The following is a 25,418-nucleotide window of genomic DNA, read 5'->3' as shown; positions in this document are numbered from 1 at the left end:
TAACATTCTATATTAATCCCTTGCCGATTCCGTGTTCCACTGATGCATGGACACTGCTGAGATGGGAGACTTCTACTGAAAGAAGTTTAAACGTAATCCATGAATTTTAGTTGATTGGAGTGGAGGCTGGGCGACTCCTCGGGGATCAGCAATAGAGGAACGCGAGTGAATCGGCTCATCGGATACCCCCAGGAAGCTTTGCTCTGTGCGAAAGCGTAGCGTCAGCAATTGTTTTATCTGTGCGAAAGCGTAGCGACAGCAACAACAAAGCGCCCAGCCGGAACGGAAATCAACCACACGTTTTGGTAATTAACTTATATAAGTCCCTACAAGGAGGGCTGCAACCCTATCTTTGATTCAGAAGAGCACTTAGGTTAGGTAAACAACAGTTCCGCTACATAAATCACAATTGTGACTGTAATACAGCTAACAATCGTTGAAAATAAAACTGTTTGTGCAGCAGTTGCCGATTCTACGTCATATTCTAATGCCAGACTAGAGCTATTTCGCGAAGTCGGGAATGAACTAGCTATAAAAAGTGATTGTGCCACGACACCGTCAAGACCAAGCGCAAAAATGATAAGCAATGCTACGGCTGGCCCTATGATTAGTCGTGTAAAACAGCTAATGTATACCATCTTATTGAACATGGATTTAATTTCAAGCTGTGATAATTGTGCCCCTAAAGTTATCAATGCTACAGCGATAAAGCCATCTGCCACATGGTCTATCGGAATTTTTACGAACTGCGGAATAGGGATATTAAAATAGTTCATAGTAACGCCAATAATAAGTGCATGAATAATAGGCATTTTGAGGAAGTCCTTCAAAATGGACATGCCTGATTTTGTTGAAGAAATTAAATTGTACAAGCCGTAAGTATAGGTCGTCATATTTTGAAATATGACGAGAATGACTTGAATCGCTACCCCAATCGGTTGGGTCACGAAAATCATTTGTGCAACTGGAATACCATAGTTGCCTGAATTAATTAGGACAACGCTATTTTTAAACACCGCAGCCTCTGTTTTTACTAAACCGAGTCCCTTTGCCAGAAAGTGGCTAAGCACCATTTGACTTCCGATAAAGAGCAGAATAAATAATGCCACTTCCCCTAGCACAGACAGCTCTATACTCGTCTCGTATAAATTCACAAAAACAGCTGCTGGCATAAAGCAATATGTAATAAGTTGAGATAGCGCCTTTAAATTAAAACGAAATTTCCTTTGTAAAACTGCGCCAAGTACTAGAAGCACTAAAATCGGAGCTACAATTTGAAAAAAAATCATGCCGAGATACATCATAGCGATGTCCCCCTTTCCTCTCCTATAGTAGTGCTGTTTGTATACTCGGTCAATGCACTTCATCGTTTATTCATTCCTCATAACAAGGCCATTTTCTGAACATAACGAAACTCATCTAGTATTTTCATCATGTTAAAACAACGGCAAATGGCTCTTTTGGTTGGAAGGATGATTTATTTATTGAGATAATAAAGAATTCAATCTTAAAACAAATGATACAGAAAAAGAGGCTATTACTTTATTTAAATTAATATAGTAAAATGACCCAATTGCGCACTAAATTGAAGAAATGTATGATATATTATCCATTAAATACAATGATTAGGGTGACAAAAATGAAGAATAAAATAATTTCTACTTTTATGGCTACTGCTATTACAGCAACCTTAGTAGTACCTGCGTCAACTGCAAATGCCACATCTAATGATTCATCTTTAAACCACTCAATTCACATTGATGGGCAGGTAGCTGCAGCCAAAACAAAGGGGCAAAGTGTGACCATTACTAACATTACTAATGATAAAGTACGTACATCCAATGGCCAATTTAAAATTAGTCAGTCATTGAAGCCCCTCTTAAACACATCTAATAATGCTGCATTGGCGAATGCTGAAGCTACTATAGTCGTAAAGAACGGTGAAATTACAAGTATTTCATCGCTAACACTAACTAAAGCTGGAACAAAAAATAAAGCGGTAGATTTTGATGGTGGTGACGCGCAAATTGCTGGGAGCCTAACTGTAAATGCGGATTATGTAAAAGTTCAAAATGTCACTATTGAAGATGAACTTATTGTAACGAATCGTGTGAAGAAGGCCATTACAATTGATGACGTTACTATTGGGGATACAATTACTTTTAGACCTTTATTGACTAGAAATAGTAATTGGTTAAATGTTTCTCTAAAAGATATGCAATCTCCAAAAATTAACTTAAAGCGCACTAAAGTAAGTGTGACTTCTGACAAAACTATTTCGGAAGTCGAGGTAGTTGGTAAAGTTACTGCATTTGAAGTAACGGCCAATGTTGATAAACTGACTATCGATGTTGAGAAAGATTTCAGCCTTTACGGAAAAGGTAAAATTGAGCAAGTGGTTGTCAAGCATGGGACAAAGGTGGCATTAAATTCAGGACATCTAATTAACAAAGTGCAGGTGGATGATAAAAAAGCCTCTGTGACATTACCTGTTTTGAATAAAACAGAGCTAAGTAATTTAGTAGCTTCACCTCCGTACGTTACAGTATCTGTTAATGGGTATGACGTTTCAACAACAGAGAAATGGACAACGCAGGCTGAACGTACAACATTCGAATCTGCCGTAAGCAGCGCAAGAGCAGTAGTTAATAATTCTTACGCCTCTCAGGAACAAGTAAACAATGCTATTACACAGTACAAAAAAGCATTAAGCGCTTATCAAGCTGTGCAAAAATACGGAACAAAATATGTCTATGGTGATAAGTCTTCACTACAATCGATCATCTATTCTGTTCAGTATGTAACGGTTTCTTGGAACAGTGGTAATGATGTAGCATCATATGTACCTTGGACGACTCAAAGCGAGAAGGATGCTCTAACCTCTGCCGTTTCATCTGCTCAGTATGTTGTAAATAATAACTATGCAACACAGTCTGATATCACAAACGCTATTAACAATTTAAACTACGCTATTACAGTTTATAAAAACGTGCAAAAATACGGTACTTATCAAACGAATGTCGATCGATCTGCCCTTTTTTCACTTATTAACTCTGTTCAGTATGTAACCGTTTCTGTGAATGGATCTGAATTATCCTCCAATGTCATTTGGACGACGCAAAGTGAAAAAGATGCTCTAGTTTCTGCCGTTTCATACGCACAAGGTATTGCAAATAATAGCTCCTCGTCTCAGTCAGATATTTCGTCTGCCTATTATTATTTAAATAATGCCATTTCAACATATAGGAGTAATTATAAATCCGGTACGAATTATTGGCATTACGTTGATAAATCTTGGCTAGCATCACTCATTAACTCTGTTCAATATGTAAAAGTTTCTGAGAATGGAGATGGCTCTGATATCCCCTATTACGAACTATGGACAACAGAAAGAGAAAAACGCAGTCTAGAAAAAGCAGTTCAACACGCTCAATCCATTGTTAATAACGTCTATGCTTCTTCGTACGACGTGACAGATGCTATTAACAAATTAAACAAGGCCATCGACATCTATAAAGATGCTCAACGTTCAGGTAAACAATAAAGATTGAAAAGGACTCGGCGCAAAGCCAAGTCCTTTTCAATCTCAACAAAAAATCAATTATGCGTCCAGAATCGTGGTGCCGGCTTCGATAACACTGATCTATCCGTCCTTTGACGAGGCTATCCACGACTTTGGCCGTTCTATCCACGATTTTGACGGTTCTATCCACGTATTTGACGGTGCTATCCACGACCTTGGCTGTTCTATCCACGTATTTGACGGTTCTATCCGTCGCTTTGATGATTCTTTCCGTCACTTCGACAGTTCTTTCCGTCGCTTTGATTTATATCCGTCACTTCGACGATTCTATCCCTCTCTCTAAAAGAGCATTCTGCTTTCCATTCATATTTCCATAAGTACATAAGACACAAAGTATTTAAAAATTACACAATCAATCTACCTATTCACTTAAAATATACATAAAAAAGTCCTAAGCTATGATAAAATTGGTTTAACAACATATATTAGGAAACTCCCGTCTAGACACGACTCTTTTCGGCAGGTAAATAATAAACCACTTCACAAGACAATCGAAGGTTTCACCTGGGTTAAAAATCCTATGATTTACCCATCACACTTATCCAAAACCAAATAGGAGGTTTCCCGTATTATGAAAAACAAAAGAAAATTAGCCTTACTAGCCCTAGTTGCGGTCCCTTCACTAATCTATACTGCACCTACTACTTCAGCATCAGCTGCTGATTTTACTGGACATTCAAAAACTGCTTACATATACGATTATACTTATTACTACAACGCTAACGTTTCGAATGTTGTTCGACTTATTTCAAACATTAATGATACAACAGCTTCGTTCCAATCAGCTTTAGAAGCAGCCAATAAGGCCTACGATGAGTTAACTGAAACAGAAAAACCGTACGTTACGAACTATTCTACGCTGTCAAATCATCGTCAGACGAGAGTTGCGTACCGTAAGCTTGCTGAACAAATTGAAGAGAAATTAGCTTCGGTGGAGTCAACTTCCGTTAATTACTACCAAAACGTTACGGAAGCGAAAGATTGGTACAATACGTTAAATGCTGCGCAAAAGTCTTTTGTGAGTCCGGAATCACAAAGAATATTGACATCCTATATCGCGCCAAATACATCTATAGATAAGGTGGTCAATAAAATCCAATTATTAAACTCATCTCGCATTACCTTCCATCAAGATGTAGCTGATGCTAGAGCTGAGTTAAATGCACTACGCAGATCTGCATACATCTATTTACCTGTTGGCATAGAGCAGATTTTATTAGATGCTGAACAGCTTGTAGTGAAGGATAAGGCGGCAGCTAAGGAAGTGGAAAACGCCATTGCCGCTTTATCGCCTAAAACGTCCACTGCCGAAAATGTACAGGCAGTCAAAACAGCCTTTGAAGCCTTAACTCCCGTGCAACAGCAGCTTGTACCAAATGTCTGGACTTTAGTAGACTTTGTAAATGGAAAATATGATTTACCAACTAAAGGGAACGGGACAAAAACGCCAATTTTATCGGATACAGCAGCCGTACCAGGTAAAATTACAGCTATGACTAAAAACAAAAATACTTATACAGCAAAAATAAACGTTGCCGACACGGAAAATAGTACAGATCGCTTTGTTTTAACAACAAAATCCAATATGACTGTTATTATTCCACCACTAGGAACTCTTCTTAATGAGGATACTGGTGTTATGGAAATTAACATTACAAAAAAATCGAATCGTATCACATTCCAGGCAACATTAAATAAAAAACCAGTTGAATTCGAAGCGAACATGGAAATCATTATCAATAATTTATCACCGAATGCCTCCATCGTTCGTAATGACTTTGGCAAACCAGTACCGGCTGATTATACAGTAGAAGGAAATCGTCATTTCATTCAAACAAATTCCTCTGCTTCATTCCAAATCCTCCAGTAACACCAGAATAAAGGAAAAACCACGACCCTCTGCCAATACTTTATTAGTAGCAGAGGGTCATGATTTTTTGCTCCGCTACCGCTTCTTCACAGCAGATCCCCTCATATGATCAATTATGCCTCGGCATAATTGCGCCCGGAATCGGCTTTGTGCTTAGGCCTGCATGATGCAGGTCAGTTAGCCGTTATCGCATGGATGCGATGATTTTAGGCTAACATCCCCTAAGCACTCCTTTCCGATTCCGTGACATCCGCCGGAGGCTTTGGGCCAACACGATGTTGGTCACTCAGTCATTGCCACAGGACGTGGCGTTTTTAGACTGAGTTCCTCTCTTTCAGCGGGTGTTTGGACACCCACTGAAAAGTAGCTTAAATCCGCATTCATCTCACCACCTCTATAGGTGGGAGACTTCTGCTGAAAGAAGTTAAAAATTCAATAGGCATCTGTAACGAAAATCCACTTTCCTTAATACATCATAGTAAGGACCTTTTCATATCATTACATCAAATACTTTGCCCGCTTTGTATGCTATACAACTCCCCTTTTTTCAACATTTCTTTGTCCAACAAAAATGTGCCGTCATCCCTTACATTAGGACGCTCTTTTATCATGTTCTTTCAAAAAGATTTCAGAAAACTATTGACAATTGTCATAAAACAGGCATAATCATTAATAAAGTTTCCTTTAGGAAACAATATGACGTTCGGGAAATATTATTATAGAAAGGAATAAAAAATGCGTATGGAAAAAACATTAAAACCTCTTTCTAAATGCTCGTTTGGAGATTGCTTTTTAATAAAAGAAATAAACATTAAGGGCCCTTTAAGAAGACGATTATTGGATTTAGGCTTTGTAAAAGGCGCAGAAATCTCTGTTCTTCGCAAAAGCCCTTTAGGAGACCCTGTTGCTTATCGCGTCAGCAATACGACGATTGCCTTACGGAATGATGAAAGCTCAATGATTTTGGGCGAAATTGTTAGGGGGAATACAAAGTGAGAGTAAATAGAATTGCTTTAGCAGGTAACCCAAATACCGGTAAAAGCACATTGTTTAATACATTAACGGGATTGAAGCAACATACTGGGAACTGGCCCGGGAAAACGGTTGTTCATGCGGAAGGATCTTTTGAACATAACGGAGAGCAATATGTACTCGTGGATTTACCCGGGACCTATTCTTTATTTTCCAATTCAGCAGATGAAGAAGTCGCAAGAGACTACATTATTTTCGATCAACCGGATGCAACGATTGTTGTGCTCGATGCAACATCTTTAGAAAGAAATTTAAATCTTGCGCTCCAAGTTTTAGAAATGACGAGTAATGTCATCATTTGTATCAATTTAATCGATGAAGCTGAGAAAAAAGGAATCCGAATTGATGACAAGAGATTGGCTCGTGAGCTAGGAGTCCCAGTTGTCAAAATATCGGCAAGAAATAAAAAAGGTATTCATCAATTGCTCGATACATTAAGTCAACTCGTGAAGGGGCAAATCGTTACAACGCCATATCGTATGACATATTCGAAAGAAATAGAGGAAGCCATTACAAAGATAGAATCAAAATTAGAAGGTTATTTTGATGAAAAATATCCATCGAGATGGGTTACCCTTCGCTTACTTGATGGTGATGAAGAATTGATCTTAAAACTGCAAAATCATAAGGATAATAAACAGCACGAGGTGAGAGCGAATGGAGTCCCAGTCAGTGTTAAATCATAATTCACTTAAGGCTATTTTAGCTGAAGTGAACGAGGTTTCGAATGAGGATATTCGAGATGAAATCGTCAGTGATATTTATACTAAAAGCAAATCTCTATGTAAAAAAGTGGTATCGCAGCAGCCTACAATGTACAGATCTGATAAATTAGATGAAATTTTCACATCCCGCATTTGGGGATTCCCGATTATGCTTATCTTGCTTGGAACCGTCTTTTACATTACTATCGCTGGCGCAAACGTACCATCTGATATGTTAGCAAACTTATTTGGCTATTTAGAAGGAAAGCTAACCATTCTTTTTGAAGCAATGCACGCACCCGAATGGCTACACGGTATTTTAATTCTTGGGCTATTTAGAGGTACGGGTTGGGTTATTAGTGTTATGTTACCGCCAATGGCTATATTCTTCCCTATGTTCGCTCTATTAGAAAACTACGGCTACCTACCACGTGTAGCATTTAATATGGACCGTTTATTTAAACGAGCAGGAGGACACGGGAAGCAGTCATTAACAATGGCAATGGGCTTTGGCTGTAATGCCGCCGCTATTCTGTCAACGAGAATTATAGAATCTCCTCGTGAACGAATGTTAGCCATTTTAACGAACAATTTTGTTCCTTGTAACGGAAGATGGCCAACACTTATTTTATTAGCATCATTATTTATGGTAACTGGTTTTTCAGGTGCAACAGGTACATTTGTAACAGCAGCTATTTTAATAGGATTTGTTATGCTGGGCGTCGTTGTGACACTATCTGTGTCCTGGGTTCTTTCTAAAACCGCTTTAAAGGGGGTACCGACCCATTACACATTAGAACTTCCGCCATTCCGAAGACCAAAGTTCTGGAACACCATTTTAAGAGCAAGTCTTGATAAAGCATGGTATGTATTAAAAAGAGCGGTTGTCGTTGCAGCGCCTGCTTCTATTTTAACTTGGGTATTCGCCAATATTTACATTGGTGGTACGAGTATTTTAATGCATTTTGTTAACTTTTTAGATCCGTTTGGTCAGGCGCTTGGTATGGATGGCTTTATTATGGCTGCATTTATTCTTGGGCTACCAGCCAATGAAATTGTTATCCCTATCTTAATTATGGCGTATTTATCACAAGGAGCTATGCTAGAAATTGAGGATTTATCGAAGCTAAAACAAGTATTTATCGACCAAGGTTGGACTTGGCTAACAGCTTTAAACATGATGTTATTCTCACTTCTACACTTCCCTTGCGGAACGACTTTAGTCAATATTTATAAAGAAACCAAAAGTGCAAAGTGGACATTTATGTCATTCTTAATTCCAACTGTTATTGCCATTGGCGTAACGTGGCTGACTGCAACAATTGCTCGAGCGTTTGGTTGGGTATGAGGATGGGAGGGGCTGTTTAAAAGCCCCATTTTATTCTCTCAATCACTAATGTATTCAATAAATTTGCTGGACAAAGATAAACTTTTTATAGGCTAGAGAAATTATCAAAAAGTAAAACCTCTCGTGCTATTTAAAAAAAGCTAGAGAATTCGACATAAGAATTCTCTAGCTTTGCTTCTTCTTTTTTATGGTCTTGGCGCAGGTGAATACTGAATTTCAACATATTGTTGTGAAGTATGGCCTGAACCAGTTGTCTCTTTTTGATAAGCCCAGACAATATTTCCATATTGATCTTTTGTAAATAAGAATACTCTTTGACCCGTTTTAAACACATTCTTAATTCCAGGTTCAGTAGATGGATTAGCTACAAGAGGTAAAATCGCACTACCATCGGCTGCCTTTTTAACAGATCCTTTACCAAATAATAATATGCCATTATCGGCTGGTTTATTATTTTTAACACTTTCTAATATTAATTTCGGATCTAATGTTGTTTTATTCGCAGCAGTAACTGCATAGAAGTATTCTTGGTTTAATTCAAGCAGTGTCAGAATATTTACAGAAACATCCATTGTTGTTGAATTGTATTCTGCTGGTACGCCACCAACACTACCTGTTAAGTTAGCATAACTCATCGTGTTATATGCATCTTTACCTTGGTAAACATACTTACCAAAGTCAGCTATATCAAACTTATTACCTTTATTGTCTGCAATAATGTAGTCGCGTGCTTCATCTTTCATTTTCACAGTAAATGTTTTATCCGCCGTACCTGAGTCAGATGCTTTAATAATTAATTGGCTCTCATCAGTTGTTTTTGTACCTTGTGTATACTCAACAAACTGATATTGCGACGTAATATCTTTACCGGATTCATCTGTAATGGTTAATAAACTTAGATCTTTAAGTGAAGAATCGCCTTTTTCATCACGCATGATGGCTTCACTGAATGAAATCGTAAATGTACTATCTGGATTGCGATATACAATATTGCGTTTCTTTTCTTTACCGACTGTCATTTCAAAACGTGGTGGTGTGCCATCGGAATAGAAGTCTTGTTTCATCCAACCAGCATTTGATTCATCGTGAATTCCATCTTTATTAGCTTTATAAACAGTAAAGTTACCATACGTATCCTCTGCACCCAAATAAACAACATATTCGGTATGTGGTGTTAAAGTAACTCCCGTCATATCTAAAGTTCCTGACGCGCCTTTTCCACTTTTTGTGACTGAAGGGCTTGATTTAAGTTTATCTTCTAATGTTTTTCTTTCTGCTGCTGTGTTAATAGTTAGCTTTGCATCCGGATTATCTGTTCCATCAGCGTTTTTCTTTGGTACGAACCAGTAATGAAGCTTTGTTGTCTCATCTGTATTGAAACTTACAGTGGCTTTCGTATCATCATAACCTTTAGTAGTACCAGACTTCACTGCTATCTCGGACACTAATGGTGCTTTTGAGTCGCCAAATATTTCTTTAGAAGCTATTTTGGAAAGCTCGCCGCCACGGTCTTTTAATATCATATGAACTGAATAGCTTATGAATGGATTTAGTTTATCTTTATCAATAACAATCGGGAATTTCTTTGTATCATCTTCTAAGTCGGCCGGACCAGAGCCAATTTCAATATAAATATCTTTTCCGCCTATTTGGAAGTACCCAGATTTTAATGAGGATTCATTCGCAAATTCATTATAGAAATCTCTCTCCGTAATACCTTTATCTTTTAAATATTGCTCAAATGTTTTTGTTTCTCCATTGTCTTCGACCGTATCAGGTAGCACCATGTAATAGTACGTTCCTGCTTTATTTGGCTTAAATTCTACCTCAGCCCGTTTATATTTTTCATCTTGGTCTGGTTTCCCAATAACGTTTAATGCTAGAATCTTCGGTGGAACATAGTTTTCATGCACATATTCTGCAAAGTTCCGAACATTTTTACCAGCTTCAACAGTATTAGCATTTTCAAATTCATTGTCTGCTAAATCCTTAACACCCGGTAATACTGTTACACGTAATGTATCTCCATAGACAAAACCGGTTTCAGATGGAATGGTTAATAATACTTTTTTATCGCCTTCCTTATACTCTACAGCAGAAGGTTTTATTTTTTTCTGACCTGTCATATTGACGATAACTGTTCCTGATAGATCATAGTTATTTACATTTCGTGCGCTTTCAGGGTCTAATGCTTCATTTAAATAAATGTAGAATTGATTTTCCTTACCAGCGGCAGGCTCAAGCTTCGTCTTTTCAACGAATGGATTGATATTATCAAGTTCTCCCGTTGTAAATTCCTTCACTGCAGCAGGATCTTTTGAATAATTGCCTGAATCATCCTTCATTACTACATAAAGTTGGTAGTCCGTTTTAGCGTCTAAGCCTGTTAGAATTTCTGCAATTGCAAGTTTCCCTGCAACCGCCTTGCCCTTACCTGTTGGTTTAGTAACAATATCTTCAGTTGTTGGATCAGCTGCTGACGTCTTTTTACGTACGTAGTAGTAATAGTCTCCTGGTTCACTTGCTGTAAATTTAAATTCAGCACGTTTTCCACCATGTAGAGGTGTAACTGTTAAAGATTTAACAACTGGCGGTGTTCCATCTTTCATTTGGAATGATTGTGATTTAATATCAGAAACATTTTTCGCTCCATCAACGACCATCACATAAACAACATATTCTTTTTTCTCACCTAAACTATTGATTTTAATAGTGTTTTTGCCATTCACTGCCGCGCCTGTTCCATGTGCTACATTGTCAGTAGAAATGCGATTCACCATTTCTTTTTTCGTTGGTGGATCAGCGTCTTTGTCACGAACAATATAATAGTAAGTTCCAACTTTATCTGAAGTGAAGTCTACCTGAACATCACTACCATTTAAAATTGTTACATTCGTAATGTCGATTAACGGTTTTGTTTTATCAGCTGGGTCTTGTTTATCAATATCGTCTTTATCGACTGGTTTACCGTCTTCATCTACAATATTGCCAATATTATCTTTATCCTCTAAGAAGTCGTCGAAGATATTATTTGGTCCCTCGCCCTTCGGTATAATCACTTTGTCAATATACGTGTAATCTCCAATATCAACCCAACCGTATACATTATCAACATACAGAACACCTACACGACCATCTATATATAGCTCTAAATCTGTATAGCTATTGTAGTTAATCCAGTCGATGTTGCCATCTCCGTAAATTGTCAGCTTCGTTTCTGTATCAAGGTTTAGTGTGCCGATATTTCCTTGAATCTCAAATTCACGAACACTTCCGATGATGTCTACACGTGGTAGCTTCATATTTGTTTCGATTTTTGTACCACTTTGAGAGACAACTAGGCGTGATACAGTGCTGTTATAAAATTCAATATGTTTTTCAACATTTTTCATCGTCACTTTATCTTTAGACCAGTTCTCAAATGGCTTGTTTTTATCAGGATTCTTGTTAGAATTCTGATCTGTCCAATCTTGAAGATCTTTTGCTGGACCGTTATTGGATGAAGACGAGCCTTCATCATTTGGATTATCTGGATTCGACCAGTTGATAAATGCAGTGTTAGTGCTTGCTATACGGCCAAACGCTAATGGCTTATAGGTAGAGACGCCTAATTGTAAAGGTGGACGTACCGTTTCGTTGACAAGCATTGTACCAGTCAATGTAACATTTGAGAATTCAATATAGTTCCCATTAACAACGATTGTCGCGCCGAAGGACTTATGATCGCCATCGAACTCTAGAAATCTTGAGCTTGTCCCACTTGCATTCAATGTAAGCTTTGATACAGAGCGAATGGTTTTACCTGAAAGATCCCCTTCAATAAGCGCGCCTTTTAATACCGGTGCATTATCTTCGTTAAAAATATGTGAAAGACTTGTTGGTACTGAGTATCGCTCACCATTTATGTAGACAGTATCGTCCTCAACACCTGTAATTTTGAAAGAAGTGGCATTGCCCTTTTTCTCTTGTGAACGCACAATAAAGGATGCAAATTGTCCACGTGTAACCGCATTATGTGGTGAGAAAGTGACAGGCGTTGTCCCTTCCGTAATCTTTAAATCTACTAAACTTTGGATATAGATAGCGTTGCTTGTTTGGCTAGTTACATCTTTGAAACTATTGTTGTAATTAGAGGCTATCTCAAATTTAAAGCCAAGCACTAAAATTTTCGCTAATTCCCCACGTGTCATCACTTCATTAGGCATAAATGTTCCGTTTGAATAGCCAGACATGATTCCTGCATTTTGTAAGGCCGCTATATACTTGTAATATTCACTACTTTTTGGAACATCTTTTAAGTATGGATCTTGTACATTTTTCAAATCTAATTTTAAAACAGTTGCCAGCATTTTTGCCGCCTGACCACGTGTTACACTTTGATTTGGTCGAAACGTTTTATCTGCATACCCATCAATCGCACCTTGCGTGTATAGTTTTAAAATATCGTCATAATGACTTGAATAGGGGTCAACATCCGTAAATGGTGAAGAAGCCGCAGCTGCCTTTTGTGGTGGTGGCACTACAACAGCAATCCCACTAGTAGCAAAAACAGTTGCTATAAGTGCTTTGTTCACTTTTTGGATTTTTGTTTTATCCATCCCACTCTTCCTTTCATCTATGTATTTGATACGTTCAAAATATCATTTTCATCATACCCTTTATATCGACAGGTAGGTAGTGAACCTTCATAGATAAATCTAAATTAATGGAATAAAATTGTTAGCGAAAATCGGCAATAAGCAAAAAAGTTCACCACCATGAGGTGAGGTTGATCTCCGTTCCGACTGGGCGCTTTCCTTTTCCTTAATTCCACATAAAAAAGCCAAGGAGCATCGGTGCTCGCTTGGCTTTTAACAATATATAGGCATACATCTAGACGTACTTGTGATGTCATAAGGGAAAGGGGGATAACCTTGCATCTTGTCAAGTCGATCAAGAGATGTGTCCCGAGTTTACGTATCATTTGAACATGTTTGATAAGTCATATGGGGAATGACTTAAAAGTAGCTTGCCCAAATGACCGTTGCATTAATCATGTACCCCAAAATTAGAAATGTATGCTTATTTCAACACAAAAAATTTTATTTATTTTCTTGCTTTGCTACTATGACTTGATTTCGTCCTGCTTGTTTTGCAAGATACAGCGCACCATCCGCTGCTTCAATTAACTTTTCTGTCGTGTCGGCCATTTGTGGATACACGGCAACACCTGCAGATAATGTAACTGGACGACCACAAGGACTTATAGTATGCGCCAAAATATCGCGTAGTTGCTCTGCCACCTGTGCCGCTTCCTCAGCTGCAGTAATTGGCAATAACATCACAAATTCCTCACCACCGTAGCGACAGCAAACATCTCCCTCACGAGCAACAGCTTTCATATTTTGAGCCAAAAATTGTAAAACCTTATCACCTACTGCATGACCATACGTATCATTTACACTTTTAAAATGATCTAAATCAAGCAGAATAAGGGCATGCGGCAACTTGTTCTCAAGCCACTCCGCTAGCATCGCATCCATTGTGCGACGATTGGTTACACCTGTTAACGGATCTGTTGTAGATTGATCTTTAAAAAAGGACACCTGTCCCTGTAAAAATGTTAAACTCCGAATGAGAGCACTTTTAAGATAATGCGCTTCAAAATACCAACTACGTACAGATTTCAAGCCTTCTACATTTTTCGATTCCATGCTCTCCTCTGTTAAAGTAGCTAATTGCTGTAAGGGATTTGCAATACGTGCTGCCGCCCAAAGGACAATTAAAATTGAAATTAGCATAATCGGAATGGATTTTATAGCAACTTCCTGTACTCTATCAAACGAAGGAGCTAATGCTATATCTAACGGTCTTTGAGCAACTACTCCCCAACCCGTTAAAGGTACGGTACTAAAACCAGCAAGCATTTCTACTCCTTTAGTATTCACTACTTGAAAAGCACCGTTTTTCCCAGAAACTACCGATTGGACAACTTTATTATCAATAGCGATATCATTAACGCGACTTGGGTCCTGATGATAAATAACGCGCCCATCCGAATCAACTACATACACATATGACCCATCATGATAATAATGCTCTCCGAGTAATTCATTAAAAACATTTCGTTCTTTTAAATAAATTGTCCCAGCTACCATCCCTAAATATTCATTTGTCTCTGAAAATATAGGATATGATATAAAAATAAGGAGGCGCCCAGTCATTCCCTTATAAGGCTTTGAGACAAGAGGCTTCTTTTTAGATAAAGCCTCCTTCGCTCCAACAGATGTTAACACCGCACCTTGTACCTCTTCAGATGGTGGTGAAATAGATAATACAAGACCTTCTGCATTTGTGATCAGCACAGAGTTAAACATGTCATTTTGCATTTTCAAACGCTCTGTTTCCTGAGTCAATGCATTGTTATCATGCATTTTTGTTTTTATCGAACCGGCGCTATATCCTAAAATCTGAAAAGATTCTTCTAGATAGGAACTAGCGGTTGTTGCTAATTTTTGTGCATAGACTCGATTCGTTTCAAGCGTATTCTCTTTAATCGAGTCAACGTTCATTCGGTAACCACTCCAAATACTGCCAATACTTGTTAAGATAAAAGCAGCTATCGCAACTCCCATGATTAAATACTTTAACTTTATCTGTTTTGATTTCATTTTCTATCTTTTACCCCTAGTTTATAATTTCCTCTATTATTCTATTAAAACACAAAAAAACTTCTTATTAAGAAAATTTCGTATAGTAAGAGTAAAATATTTGTCAAAATAGTGCTTCTCAAGGCCCTCTTATAACAAAAGTAATATAGTAGAGAAAGTTCCATAATTTTAGCATCGTTAACAGATCAAAAATATAGTAATTTATATCTATAAAACTTTTATTAATTCGATAGATTTTTATTATAAATTTATTTTAAGAAGAGGGTTTTAATATGTTGTTACGTAAAGTAGCTCCAATAATGCTTGGTTTTAGTATGGCTCTATGGACGAATACTTCTTTCAATCCAAATAAGTCAGCCCGTTCGAATGTAACAAAGACACAAAAAGCTTTGTCGCTATCCAGCTTTCAAAGTGACTATAAAATGAAATGGCATCGAGTAGCGAAGGACTATTCCGCATTTTCCCTCGTAGGGATACATAATTCTAACGAGGTTGGAAGATATGAAACACGTACTGGGCATAGCGTATTTGGCATTCGTATCGGTGCTAATCGAATAGATGTAAATAGAAAATACGGTCTTCCGCTTAAAGCCATTCACTATGAAAATACAAGCTATTTGCTCGATTACAACGATTGTGAGGGTAATACTACACACGGGACCTATTTCATTGATGATCACTATGTTACTTTTTTCTATGATTTACACAAAAACAATATTGTTCGTTCTATTATTTGGATTAATGCCAAAACAGAATTAAGTAAACGTGGTTATTATAGTAAGCCCTCCAACGAACTACGAACAGGACTTGAAGATTTAATGGTTGACCTTATTAACCATGAGCGAGTTATAGAAGGTTTGCAGCCACTCATTTATGACAAAGAATCTAATCCTATTGCTCGGCAGCATAGTAGCAATATGATCACACATCAATTTTTTAGTCATGAAGATCATAAAGGTAATCATTCCAACGACCGCCTCACTGCTGGTGGAGTTAATTACTATTGGTATGGCGAAAATATAGCACAAGGTCAGCACAATAGTATTTTTGCCCATGAAGCCCTGATGAATTCAAAAGGACATCGTATCAATATTTTAAGGCAAGAGTTTACACATATTTTTGTTGGTGTTTGCTTTAAAGATAACGGCGCACCGTATTATACGGTTAACTTTTATTCTAAGTAATTTGAATGGTGAAGTTTATCGTCATGACCAATATATACACAAAAGATCTCTATGCAGAAATCTATTGCATAGAGATTTTTTGTACTCTTATAATAACCGTTTTCTGGAATATTCAACTAAGAGTCTTCTGTAACCACAGAAACATTTGTTGCTGTCGCTTCGCTTTCGCACAGAAAACATTTGTTGCTGTCGCTTCGCTTTCGCACAGAAAACATTTGTTGCTGTCGCTTTGCTTTCTCACAGAAAACACCTCTGCCCCAAGCATCAATTGGGAACGAAATCATCTCCTCGTTATAGCGGCAATTCTATTTTCTAAATTTTTTTACTTTTTTTGTTATTCTGACATATAATTTTTTGACTAATTATTTTATAATAAAATTTAACATAGTCAAGCCATCAATTCTTCTGTTATAATACTGATAATTTATATTCACCACTGTATTAATACAGTGGTGATAAATGCTTTTCACAAAATGGGGATTATGAGAAAAGCGCTACAATGCATTCTTGAATGGATGACAATGTAGCCTACACAAAAAGGGGTTGGGAGATTTGGGTATTTTAAAGGGGTTAAAAATTCTCGATTTTTCTGCATTACTACCGGGGCCAATGGCGACAATGATTTTTGCTGATTTAGGCGCAGAGGTTATTCACATTGAATCCTCAAAGCGCGTAGATTTAACGCGTATTATGCCTCCTTACGACGATGATCATGAGGCGTATATTCATCAACATTTGAATCGCTCTAAAAAGTCTTTAACATTAAATTTAAAATCGCCTGAAGCTATAGAAATTGTGAAGTCACTCGTTAAAGAGTACGACATAATTATCGAAGGATTTCGACCTGGTGTCATGCAAAGGCTTGGCATTGGCTACGAAGCTCTAAAAGAAGTAAATCCTAAGGTTATATATTGTGCTATTACAGGCTATGGACAAACTGGACCATTTAGCAATCGGCCAGGACATGACAATAACTATTTATCATTAGCTGGCTTACTCGATTATTCACGCCATAAAGATAAAAAACCTGTCTCCATGGGTGTTCAGCTCGCTGATATTGCTGGAGGCACGATGCATGCGGCAATTGGAGTACTCGCTGCTGCTTTACATCGTGAAAAAACAGGTGAAGGACAATACATTGATATAAGTATGACCGATGCTGTATTTTCGCTCAATGCTATGTATGGTTCTGCCTATATTGGCGGTGGTCGCGTGCCTCAACCCGAGCAAGAAATTTTAAACGGTGGCAGCTACTATGACTTTTACAAAACAAAGGATGGTCGATTTTTCTCGGTAGGAAGTCTCGAGCCTCAATTCCGTAAATTGCTTTGTGAAGCGCTTGATATTCCCGAGCTCATTGATAATACTTTTAATGATTCATACTATACACAAATTCGTTTTAAAGAAGCCGTCCATGATGCATTCTTATCAAAAACTTACGAAGAATTGCTTGAAGTGTTTAACGAGGATTTCGAGGGATGTGTCGAACCAGTATTAACGTTTCCAGAAGCATGCGAGCATCCTCAACTCAAAGCTCGTAACATGATTGTTGATATTCCCAAAAGCGACGGTACTACCCAAAAACAAATTGCATCTGCGTTTAAGTTTGATGGTGTTCAACCGCAATACAAACATGTCGGTGCTAAGCTTGGAGAGCATAACAAGGAAGTGTTGTCTTCACTTGGCTATAGTGTCGAGCAAATTGCAGACTTACAGGACAAAGGAGTTTTAGAATAATATCCGCACAAAATTAAAAGAGTGTCTAATGCTGCATTTAACACACACATTAGACACTTTTTGTATTTCTAATCAATTATGCCTCTGCATAATTGTGTCCGGAATCGGCTGAAAGCAGTTAAACATATGCACTTATAAAGACCCGTAACTTTTCAAAATGATCGTCAATGAGTAAATATTTTTTATATATTTCCATTAATTTTTCAAAAAGCTCGTACTGCTCCGTTACAAATAACACCTTTAAAATATTGAGCATATGCAAGGATGCGCTCTGTGCCACCAAAGAGTAAGGCATTTCTGGCTGACGAAAATGTTGGCGCCACTCCTCCACAGACAAGCCAATATGCTGTAATGAATTATTAACATGGAGAGCAATATCCTGCTGAACTGACGCTTCAATCGCAATAAATTGTTCATTACTATAGTTGTTCTGTACTAAAGCGGCATGTATTTTTTTATTGGATGCTAGTACATGTTCCTTTAAAAGCTGAAGCCCCTCTTGATAACGCTCCATTTTTACATACTGATCAAGTAATACTGCATACAAGTTTTCTAAAAAATTAAGTTCATAATTTTTAATAATGGCAGGAGGCGTTGGCTTGCGATTCGGCAATAACTCCTTATATTCCAACAAAATCTCTATCGCGTAATTATTTAGTCGTTCATCTTCTAATAAGTACTCACCGTAGTGAATAACAGTTTCAGGATTCTTCTCCTTGTGCGCTATATGAAACAGAAGATAGGCAATCAGAACTTTTTCTTTCTCTGTTAATGCATACATCGAATAACGCCAATCCGCTTCAAAGGAAGTAATTAGAGCTTTAACGCATGAATACTCTCCTTCAGATAGACGATAATGCGTTACAATTTGGTAAAGGTGTAACTGCTTTTTTGCTAAACAAGTAGCATTATAGTTATCCACGTGAGTTATACACTTATCCAGAGTTTCTCTATAATTATTCACAAAGTTATCCACATATCCACAAACTTTTCTTGTGCATTGTTCAATATGACCCATCATTTCATGAATAAATGTGAATTGTTCTAATGGTTTGTGGATAAACAGTGAATAAACTTTTTTCATGAAAAGCCAATGCCAAAATTGAGCATCTTCTTTATAAATCATATGCACTAAATATTCATCCTCAAATTTATATAAAAATATAGTTTGTAGTTCGTTGACCGGCATTGTAATTTGCATTCGCTTCCCGAAAATTAGCCAGATTAATCGCTCTAAGTCCATTGTATGCTGTGCAAAAAGCTGATCAAAAAAGGTCTCCTTGCCTTTTTGCGTATAAAAAAAAGCATTGAGACGTTCATTCACAAATTCAGTATCCAAACCATACTTGGTAAAAAAAGTTTGCATCTCTATCGTTACACGACCCCAATATTTTCGCGCAGTTGAAAACGCAATATTCATCGCAGCTTCCTCATTCACTAAAAATAATTTCGGTGAAAGTGCAGTACCTAGAATTTTCGGGTCTGCCGGTGAATCACTCTCTGCCTCTAACCATTTTGACAGTAATTTTTCAGCACCCTTTTCACCACTTTTTTTATATGTCATGAATAACTGCTCATCACAATCCAACAGCATGCAAATGGAGCCCCCCATCAAATTCAACCAACAACGATCTTCCCCTATTCTGAAAATACTTGCCAAATTTTTTAACACTCTTTCTTCAATATAACAAATCTTATCCATCATATGCTAAAAAAATCGTAATATGCATAAAAGAAGACAACAAAAGTATTCGTGCAAAATCGCCAACTTCAGCTACAGCAGTATAAAAAAGCCATCTATAAAGGGCAAATACCTCATAGATGGGTTAAAAAATTCAGTTTGCGGTTTAAAAGAAAAACGGCAAATGAGTTCATTGGACAATCACTCATAAGTTGGTAGCCCATTTTAACATTAGCTCTATCAAAGCTAGCGCCATAGTTCGCACAACTAAAGAAAGCTATGCATCATTCACCAATACAATCAGGAGAAATTAATTTTCACAACAGTAGACGAGCGACCAATAAAATAGTTACGAATGCAGAGCGGCAGGGGCCAGGTCAAATTTTTGAGGGATGTTTCTGCATCGAAAACGCACAACAATGTTTATCTGCCCCAAAAACGAAACTCCCCCACTTGCTAAAATTTATTCCTCACCAAAACAAAGGATACTTCCGCGTTTCACGTAGATTATTTATCATAAGACCAAAAAATACGATAATGAGAGCACCAATAAGAACGGGCATTACTAGATAGCTCCATCCATAGCCTCCTAAAATAATAATAATCGGATTTGCTCCTGCAGGAGGATGAATGATTCCTAATAGGGCCATAAAAAAAATGGTTAAACCTACGCCAATGCTAATGGAGACAATGCTCGTCCCTAGCAGCGAATACATGATCAAGCCGACAAAGGCTGAAATTACATGACCTCCAATAATATTTCGAGGTTGGGATAACGGCGCATTCCAAACGACAAACACGAGTACACAGCTCCCACCAAGTGACGCCATTAACCATGGAGCCCCTGTATAGTTCGTCAACCAAAGCAATACGGAAATACATATTAATCCACCGATTGCACCTGTTATAGCATCAGCAAAATTTGTTCGTGAAGGAGCAGGTCCCCCTCCTTTCATCTTGGATATGTATGTTTTAATAGGGCTTGTTTTTTCTCTCTTGCCCTCCAAACGTACGAAATCAGCCATAAGTTACCTTCTTTTCTATCCAAATTTCTATAGAATCTTTCGATTTTTTGTATAATCTAAGCTTGTTCTATTATAACACTACTAAATAGAATTCAATTTCTAAATGTCGAATTTTAGACACATTTTTAATAGTATCTAACTCAGTTGTTTTTCGCCCTATAGCAAAAAAGCAAACTATGAAATTTTCTAGTTTGCTTTTTTTCGATATGCATTTAATCATATTGTTTTTTCACTGGTTTATAAATTCGTGCTTTTTTCAGTACTGTTTTAGGTACTTGGAAGGTTGCGGTTACGACGCCTGGATGACGACCAATTTCAATCGATCCTGTAATTGTCGCTCGATTCATAACCTCTGGCTCGCTCATCTCAAAAAGCCTTGCAGCGCGGCTAATAGCATTAGTTGTTGCTTCATTTAATGATGTTCCTGAGCCAACAATTGATACAGGGAATGCGTCCTCCACTTGCTTAACGCCGAATTCCTCTGCAAGCTCACGGGCACGACGTTTTTCTTCCTTTGTAAAAGGTTTAGCCGTATAAGGTAAATCCTCTGTATTTGGCAATAAAATAGGGCCATCCAAAGCTACTTTTTTCAATACACTTACCTGAAGCTGAACTATACCAGCAACATCCGTTGTATGCCCCGCAATTTCACCGTCCCCTTGCATTGCGTGCATATCACCAATATACACACCGCCACCTGGAACCTTTACTGGGCAAATAATGGTTGCCCCCTCACGAACACGACTAATATCCATATGGCCATCTGTACGGTGTGTATCTAATTCCGACTGCGTAAATGAATATTCATGGGGTGCACCGATTAAAAACGAACCAAAATCGCCAGCATTGTGGGAGTCTGGCATTGCCTTTGAAGGTGTCGTTCCAAGTTGCCCTAAAAACGGTCGCATTCTTGCCATAACACCAATCAAATCACTTGGTGCTAACGCAACCACAGGATTTTGCACAGAATTTTCAGGGGTACGCATATAATTTTTCGCATCAAGTGCAATACGGCGAGCCCCTTCTCGCCCAACAGTGACACCAATATTACCCTTATGATCTAACGCCATAGTATAGCCATTCGTCATGTTAAATGGTGATGTTTCAGTATCACATGTCGCACAACGAATAGCCTGCCGACCTATCCCTTTGACAACTGTATTAGGATGAAGCTTACCACAGCCTGGACATTTTACTGATACGAACGGATCCCCAATGAATCGATCTACAATTACCTCATCGTGTCCAGATGCTGTTGCTACAGATGTTACCTGTAGTGATTTAATCTTGATAACAATGGCGTCTCCTACCTCTGCACCTTCTACAAATACAGGCTTTGTTACTTCATGTCCACCACGAATCGTGGGTGTTAGCATCGGGCCCCAACATCCTGGTGTCGTATTAGCAATGATCGTTCCACCATCTTTGACAGGTCCAAGCATTTTCTGTTGTGGATCTAAAATACCATCTATGAACTCATTTACGAATAATGTTTCGACGGCTTGCGGCTGCTGTACAAGATTTTCATTTTGTATTTCTTCTTTTTCTAGTACATGCAATTCGTTTATCATTTTTTCGTCACGCCCCTAGTTTTTATTTTATGTATATTGATTTTTGATCAATTATGCCTTGGCATAATTGCGTCCGGAATCGGCTTTGGGCCAACGTGATGTTGGTCACTCAGTCGTTGCCACAGGACGTGGCGTTCTTAGAACTGAGTTCCTCTGTTCAGCGGGTGTTTAGGTACCCGCTGAACAAGTTAAATTTGATTTCAACGCTTTTTATATCTCTTTGTAGTAAATTGTCGATTGTAAAACTTAATTTCGACATCAAGCTCGATAATTCCTTCCATATCGAGGAAAATGTAATGAATCGTATGTATTGAATAATTAAAGTAGCGTTGAAATCCTTTTTTCACCCAACAGAATGGCTGTTGAATATATGGAAAATTATGCCGTTCATTTTATGTATTTTCAACCATTTATACATAAAAAAGCACAGACTCGCACAAATGCATTGTAAAAGTCTGTGCTTTTATTTTGTAATTACCACAAGCATCTTCATTTCTTTTTAGGCGTAGGAAATCTTAGTACTATGAAAATAAGTATGTTCAATGACTCTGTGTGAGGCTTGCCATCTAAACCGTAAACAATCATCGCTATTTACATTTGATTGTGTACAGCCCTGTACTCTAATGTAAAAGGCTGCTTTAAATTATATTGATCAATTATACCTCGGCATAATTGCGTCTGGAATCGGCTTTGTGCTTGCACAAAGAACATTTATTAACTCAAGTAATGTCTGAATTCCTTTTATACGCAAGTTTCATTTATAATGAGTCACATAAGACACTTCAATCGTTGGGTAAATCTCAAGCTAAGAGACCATTTATCTTGGCTCTTCGGTTAATAACTTAATAAGGAAATGTTTATCGAGCTACTGCTAAACATATTAGCTATACGCAAAATAATAAAGGGAAAGGACGTGTGAACCATGCAAGAACCAACTATTCTAGTGGTGGATGATGAGGCTGATTTAGCAAACCTGCTAAAAGTCAGCCTGCAAAAAGAAGGTTATAAACAAATTCATACAGCTGGCTCCATTCAAGAAGCCTGGATGAGCTTTCAACAAACACAACCCGATATTGTACTTCTTGATGTAATGCTTCCTGATGGCGAGGGCTACGATTTATGTCGTCGTATTCGAGAAGTATCTCATGTGCCAGTGCTTTTCATGTCAGCTAAAAATGAGGAAATTGATAAAATTTTAGGACTTGCTATCGGAGGAGACGATTATATTACGAAACCTTTTAGTCCTAAAGAGGTTGCCTATCGTGTGAAGGCACAGCTTCGTAGAGCCGGCTATCAGACGCAGGAAGCAGCACCAGTAGCTTCCGCGAAGTCGATTCAAGTAGGTCCATTCCTGCTTAATGATGATGAAACGGAGGTACATAAGGACGGCGCTTTATTGGAGCTAACGGCAAAAGAGATCGGCTTGATGGCTAGCTTTATGCACAATCCTAATCGAATTTTAAGCAAAGAGACTCTGTTCGAGCGTGTATGGGGAGAGGACTTTTTCGGCTCAGACAATACTGTTATGGTGCATATTCGACGTCTACGTGAAAAGGTTGAAAAAGATGCATCAAAACCTGTATATATTACAACTGTAAAAGGGCTTGGCTATAAATTTGTCGTTCCAAAAGAGGAGCAAGTATGAAATGGAAATTAACAGCTAGATTCCTTCTGTCTGTGCTGTCTATTGTTATTATTGTTATTTTCTTGAATACAGCCATTTTAATTGGGTTTTTCATTTTTCAACAGGTAAAAGATTACGATCATACCACTTCGTATTCAGAGGAAAACTTCGTACGCGAGTTCCAGCAGTATATTAATATAAGTAATGGAACGGTAGCAGTAAGCAAGGATGGAATTCAACAATTGCATCAGCGAAATGCCTGGATTCAATTACTTGATAATAATGGACAGGTCGTTGAAGCCCATTTTGCTCCAGATAAAGCTCCTTCGCACTATGCGCCGATTGATTTAATTCAAGTTTATAAATATAAAGAATTCGATGTCGATACAACCGTATACGTGGGAAATAAAGAAAGTATTAGTTATCTTATCGGTATCGAGGGAAGTGGCGTTACTAGATATGTCACTCATTTTTCTGGCTCATCAGTCTTACAGTTTATTGGAAAATTTGGTTTACTCATTGTCATTGCTGATTTGTTAGTAGCTGCACTCGTTGGCTGGCTTTTCGGTCGAACATTGACCAAGCCTCTACATGCAATGATTGAACGTATTCGTCATTTAAAAAATCATGAGCATGTAACTAGTAAAGTGCCAGGCGGTGTGTACAAACCTGTTTTCGAGAATTTAAATGAAGTATCAAGAGAGCTAGCTGCTCACGAGCAGGAACGCAAACGACTTGAGATGATGCGTGAGGAATGGATCAGCAATGTATCACACGATATGAAAACACCACTTGCCTCAATTCGTGGTTATGCGGAGCTACTGAATGATGGAAAATTAACCACTGATGAACAAACAGAATACGCTCAGATTATCGAAAAACAGTCATTGCATATGCAAGATTTACTGGATGATTTAAACTTAACTATGCGCCTCAGACATCAGCAGCTTCCGCTCAGCTTAATCGAAGTAAATATGGTGCAATTTATTCGCGAAATCGTCATTGATACACTCAATACACCTCAATATGAGGAGGCCAATATTGAATTTAATGCAACTAAAGATGTTATCAAGCATCACATTGACGAGCACTTTATGCGACGAGCCGTAATGAATTTTTTACACAATGCATTGCTTCATAATCCTTCTGATGTATCAGTTAACATTTTTGTTGAAGATCATTCAATTACGATTTCTGATAACGGAAACGGCATTTCAGCAGAAGACCTTGAACATATTTTTGAGCGCTATTATCGAGGGACAAATACTGAGCAAACACATGGTACTGGTTTAGGTACTGCTATTGCTAGAGATATTATTGAAGCGCACGGAGGAACTGTAACGATTACCTCTGAAGAACAACAAGGTACAACTGTCAGCATTCAATTACATGAAGAAAAAAAGGAGTAG

The 25,418-nt window shown here is 37.9% G+C and carries 16 protein-coding genes; 10 read left to right on the top strand and 6 right to left on the bottom strand.

What is annotated here, in order from left to right:
* Window positions 1–374: 374 nt before the first annotated feature.
* Window positions 375–1,304 carry an AEC family transporter gene (locus ACQKMI_RS21855; RefSeq protein ID WP_427492342.1) on the bottom strand — a complete coding sequence of 310 codons (930 nt, stop codon included), beginning with the start codon at window positions 1,302–1,304 and terminating at the stop codon, window positions 375–377.
* Between the two features lie 335 nt (window positions 1,305–1,639).
* Here ACQKMI_RS21855 and ACQKMI_RS21850 point away from each other — a divergent pair, with 335 nt between their 5' ends.
* The 6 genes from ACQKMI_RS21850 to ACQKMI_RS21825 all read left to right on the top strand — a co-directional run bounded on the left by ACQKMI_RS21850 (window position 1,640) and on the right by ACQKMI_RS21825 (window position 8,537).
* Window positions 1,640–3,544, top strand: a complete 1,905-nt coding sequence (locus ACQKMI_RS21850; protein ID WP_427492341.1) for an S-layer protein — start codon at window positions 1,640–1,642, stop codon at window positions 3,542–3,544.
* 76 nt (window positions 3,545–3,620) lie between these two features.
* Complete coding sequence (locus ACQKMI_RS21845) at window positions 3,621–3,866, top strand: hypothetical protein (protein ID WP_427492339.1); 246 nt, start codon at window positions 3,621–3,623, stop codon at window positions 3,864–3,866.
* A gap of 288 nt (window positions 3,867–4,154) precedes the next feature.
* Window positions 4,155–5,453 (top strand): hypothetical protein, encoded by a 1,299-nt coding sequence (locus ACQKMI_RS21840; RefSeq protein ID WP_427492337.1) that lies wholly within the window; start codon window positions 4,155–4,157, stop codon window positions 5,451–5,453.
* A gap of 741 nt (window positions 5,454–6,194) precedes the next feature.
* On the top strand, window positions 6,195–6,449 hold the full coding sequence (locus tag ACQKMI_RS21835) for a FeoA family protein (RefSeq protein WP_323650688.1): 255 nt from the start codon (window positions 6,195–6,197) through the stop codon (window positions 6,447–6,449).
* Entirely contained in the window at window positions 6,446–7,171 is a 726-nt protein-coding gene (locus ACQKMI_RS21830) for a FeoB small GTPase domain-containing protein (protein ID WP_427492335.1), read from the top strand. Before ACQKMI_RS21835 ends, ACQKMI_RS21830 begins: the two co-directional genes overlap by 4 nt.
* Window positions 7,143–8,537 (top strand): nucleoside recognition domain-containing protein, encoded by a 1,395-nt coding sequence (locus ACQKMI_RS21825; RefSeq protein ID WP_419150419.1) that lies wholly within the window; start codon window positions 7,143–7,145, stop codon window positions 8,535–8,537. The genes ACQKMI_RS21830 and ACQKMI_RS21825 overlap by 29 nt, the downstream gene beginning before the upstream one ends.
* Before the next feature lie 185 nt (window positions 8,538–8,722).
* On the opposite strand, the gene ACQKMI_RS21820 is transcribed toward ACQKMI_RS21825, so the two are convergent.
* Both ACQKMI_RS21820 and ACQKMI_RS21815 read right to left on the bottom strand, forming a co-directional pair.
* On the bottom strand, window positions 8,723–13,135 hold the full coding sequence (locus ACQKMI_RS21820) for an S-layer homology domain-containing protein (protein WP_427492333.1): 4,413 nt from the start codon (window positions 13,133–13,135) through the stop codon (window positions 8,723–8,725).
* A 483-nt stretch (window positions 13,136–13,618) separates the two neighbouring features.
* A complete protein-coding gene (locus ACQKMI_RS21815; protein WP_427492331.1) occupies window positions 13,619–15,187 on the bottom strand; it encodes a sensor domain-containing diguanylate cyclase in 1,569 nt (522 codons plus the stop codon).
* Between the two features lie 272 nt (window positions 15,188–15,459).
* Between ACQKMI_RS21815 and ACQKMI_RS21810 the strand changes: the two genes are divergently transcribed.
* Window positions 15,460–16,371, top strand: coding sequence for a CAP-associated domain-containing protein (locus tag ACQKMI_RS21810; RefSeq protein WP_427492329.1), 912 nt, complete (start codon window positions 15,460–15,462; stop codon window positions 16,369–16,371).
* Window positions 16,372–16,923: 552 nt separating this feature from the next.
* Window positions 16,924–18,108 (top strand): CaiB/BaiF CoA transferase family protein, encoded by a 1,185-nt coding sequence (locus tag ACQKMI_RS21805; protein WP_427492327.1) that lies wholly within the window; start codon window positions 16,924–16,926, stop codon window positions 18,106–18,108.
* Window positions 18,109–18,226: 118 nt separating this feature from the next.
* Here ACQKMI_RS21805 and ACQKMI_RS21800 read toward each other — a convergent pair whose 3' ends face one another.
* The 3 genes from ACQKMI_RS21800 to ACQKMI_RS21790 form a co-directional block, all read right to left on the bottom strand.
* Complete coding sequence (locus ACQKMI_RS21800; RefSeq protein WP_427492325.1) at window positions 18,227–19,702, bottom strand: hypothetical protein; 1,476 nt, start codon at window positions 19,700–19,702, stop codon at window positions 18,227–18,229.
* 557 nt (window positions 19,703–20,259) lie between these two features.
* Window positions 20,260–20,814 (bottom strand): HPP family protein, encoded by a 555-nt coding sequence (locus ACQKMI_RS21795; RefSeq protein WP_427492323.1) that lies wholly within the window; start codon window positions 20,812–20,814, stop codon window positions 20,260–20,262.
* A gap of 212 nt (window positions 20,815–21,026) precedes the next feature.
* Window positions 21,027–22,385, bottom strand: coding sequence for an acetamidase/formamidase family protein (locus ACQKMI_RS21790; protein ID WP_427492321.1), 1,359 nt, complete (start codon window positions 22,383–22,385; stop codon window positions 21,027–21,029).
* A 922-nt stretch (window positions 22,386–23,307) separates the two neighbouring features.
* Between ACQKMI_RS21790 and ACQKMI_RS21785 the strand changes: the two genes are divergently transcribed.
* Entirely contained in the window at window positions 23,308–24,030 is a 723-nt protein-coding gene (locus tag ACQKMI_RS21785) for a response regulator transcription factor (RefSeq protein WP_427492319.1), read from the top strand.
* Window positions 24,027–25,418 carry a sensor histidine kinase gene (locus ACQKMI_RS21780; RefSeq protein WP_427492318.1) on the top strand — a complete coding sequence of 464 codons (1,392 nt, stop codon included), beginning with the start codon at window positions 24,027–24,029 and terminating at the stop codon, window positions 25,416–25,418. Before ACQKMI_RS21785 ends, ACQKMI_RS21780 begins: the two co-directional genes overlap by 4 nt.

Origin of the sequence: Lysinibacillus sp. NPDC097214 (assembly GCF_050277945.1) — a bacterium.
Taxonomy (GTDB): domain Bacteria; phylum Bacillota; class Bacilli; order Bacillales_A; family Planococcaceae; genus Lysinibacillus; species Lysinibacillus xylanilyticus_B.
Note: the sequence above shows the minus strand (reverse complement) of the source record. Positions and strands in the feature narration are given on the sequence as shown.

Coding starts and splice junctions, on each gene's coding strand:
- ACQKMI_RS21855 (WP_427492342.1), bottom strand. CDS start 1,304: ATGATGTATCTCGGCATGATTTTTTTTCAAATTGTAGCTCCGATTTTA.
- ACQKMI_RS21850 (WP_427492341.1), top strand. CDS start 1,640: ATGAAGAATAAAATAATTTCTACTTTTATGGCTACTGCTATTACAGCA.
- ACQKMI_RS21840 (WP_427492337.1), top strand. CDS start 4,155: ATGAAAAACAAAAGAAAATTAGCCTTACTAGCCCTAGTTGCGGTCCCT.
- ACQKMI_RS21835 (WP_323650688.1), top strand. CDS start 6,195: ATGGAAAAAACATTAAAACCTCTTTCTAAATGCTCGTTTGGAGATTGC.
- ACQKMI_RS21825 (WP_419150419.1), top strand. CDS start 7,143: ATGGAGTCCCAGTCAGTGTTAAATCATAATTCACTTAAGGCTATTTTA.
- ACQKMI_RS21820 (WP_427492333.1), bottom strand. CDS start 13,135: ATGGATAAAACAAAAATCCAAAAAGTGAACAAAGCACTTATAGCAACT.
- ACQKMI_RS21815 (WP_427492331.1), bottom strand. CDS start 15,187: ATGAAATCAAAACAGATAAAGTTAAAGTATTTAATCATGGGAGTTGCG.
- ACQKMI_RS21810 (WP_427492329.1), top strand. CDS start 15,460: ATGTTGTTACGTAAAGTAGCTCCAATAATGCTTGGTTTTAGTATGGCT.
- ACQKMI_RS21800 (WP_427492325.1), bottom strand. CDS start 19,702: ATGCTGTTGGATTGTGATGAGCAGTTATTCATGACATATAAAAAAAGT.
- ACQKMI_RS21795 (WP_427492323.1), bottom strand. CDS start 20,814: ATGGCTGATTTCGTACGTTTGGAGGGCAAGAGAGAAAAAACAAGCCCT.
- ACQKMI_RS21790 (WP_427492321.1), bottom strand. CDS start 22,385: ATGATAAACGAATTGCATGTACTAGAAAAAGAAGAAATACAAAATGAA.
- ACQKMI_RS21785 (WP_427492319.1), top strand. CDS start 23,308: ATGCAAGAACCAACTATTCTAGTGGTGGATGATGAGGCTGATTTAGCA.
- ACQKMI_RS21780 (WP_427492318.1), top strand. CDS start 24,027: ATGAAATGGAAATTAACAGCTAGATTCCTTCTGTCTGTGCTGTCTATT.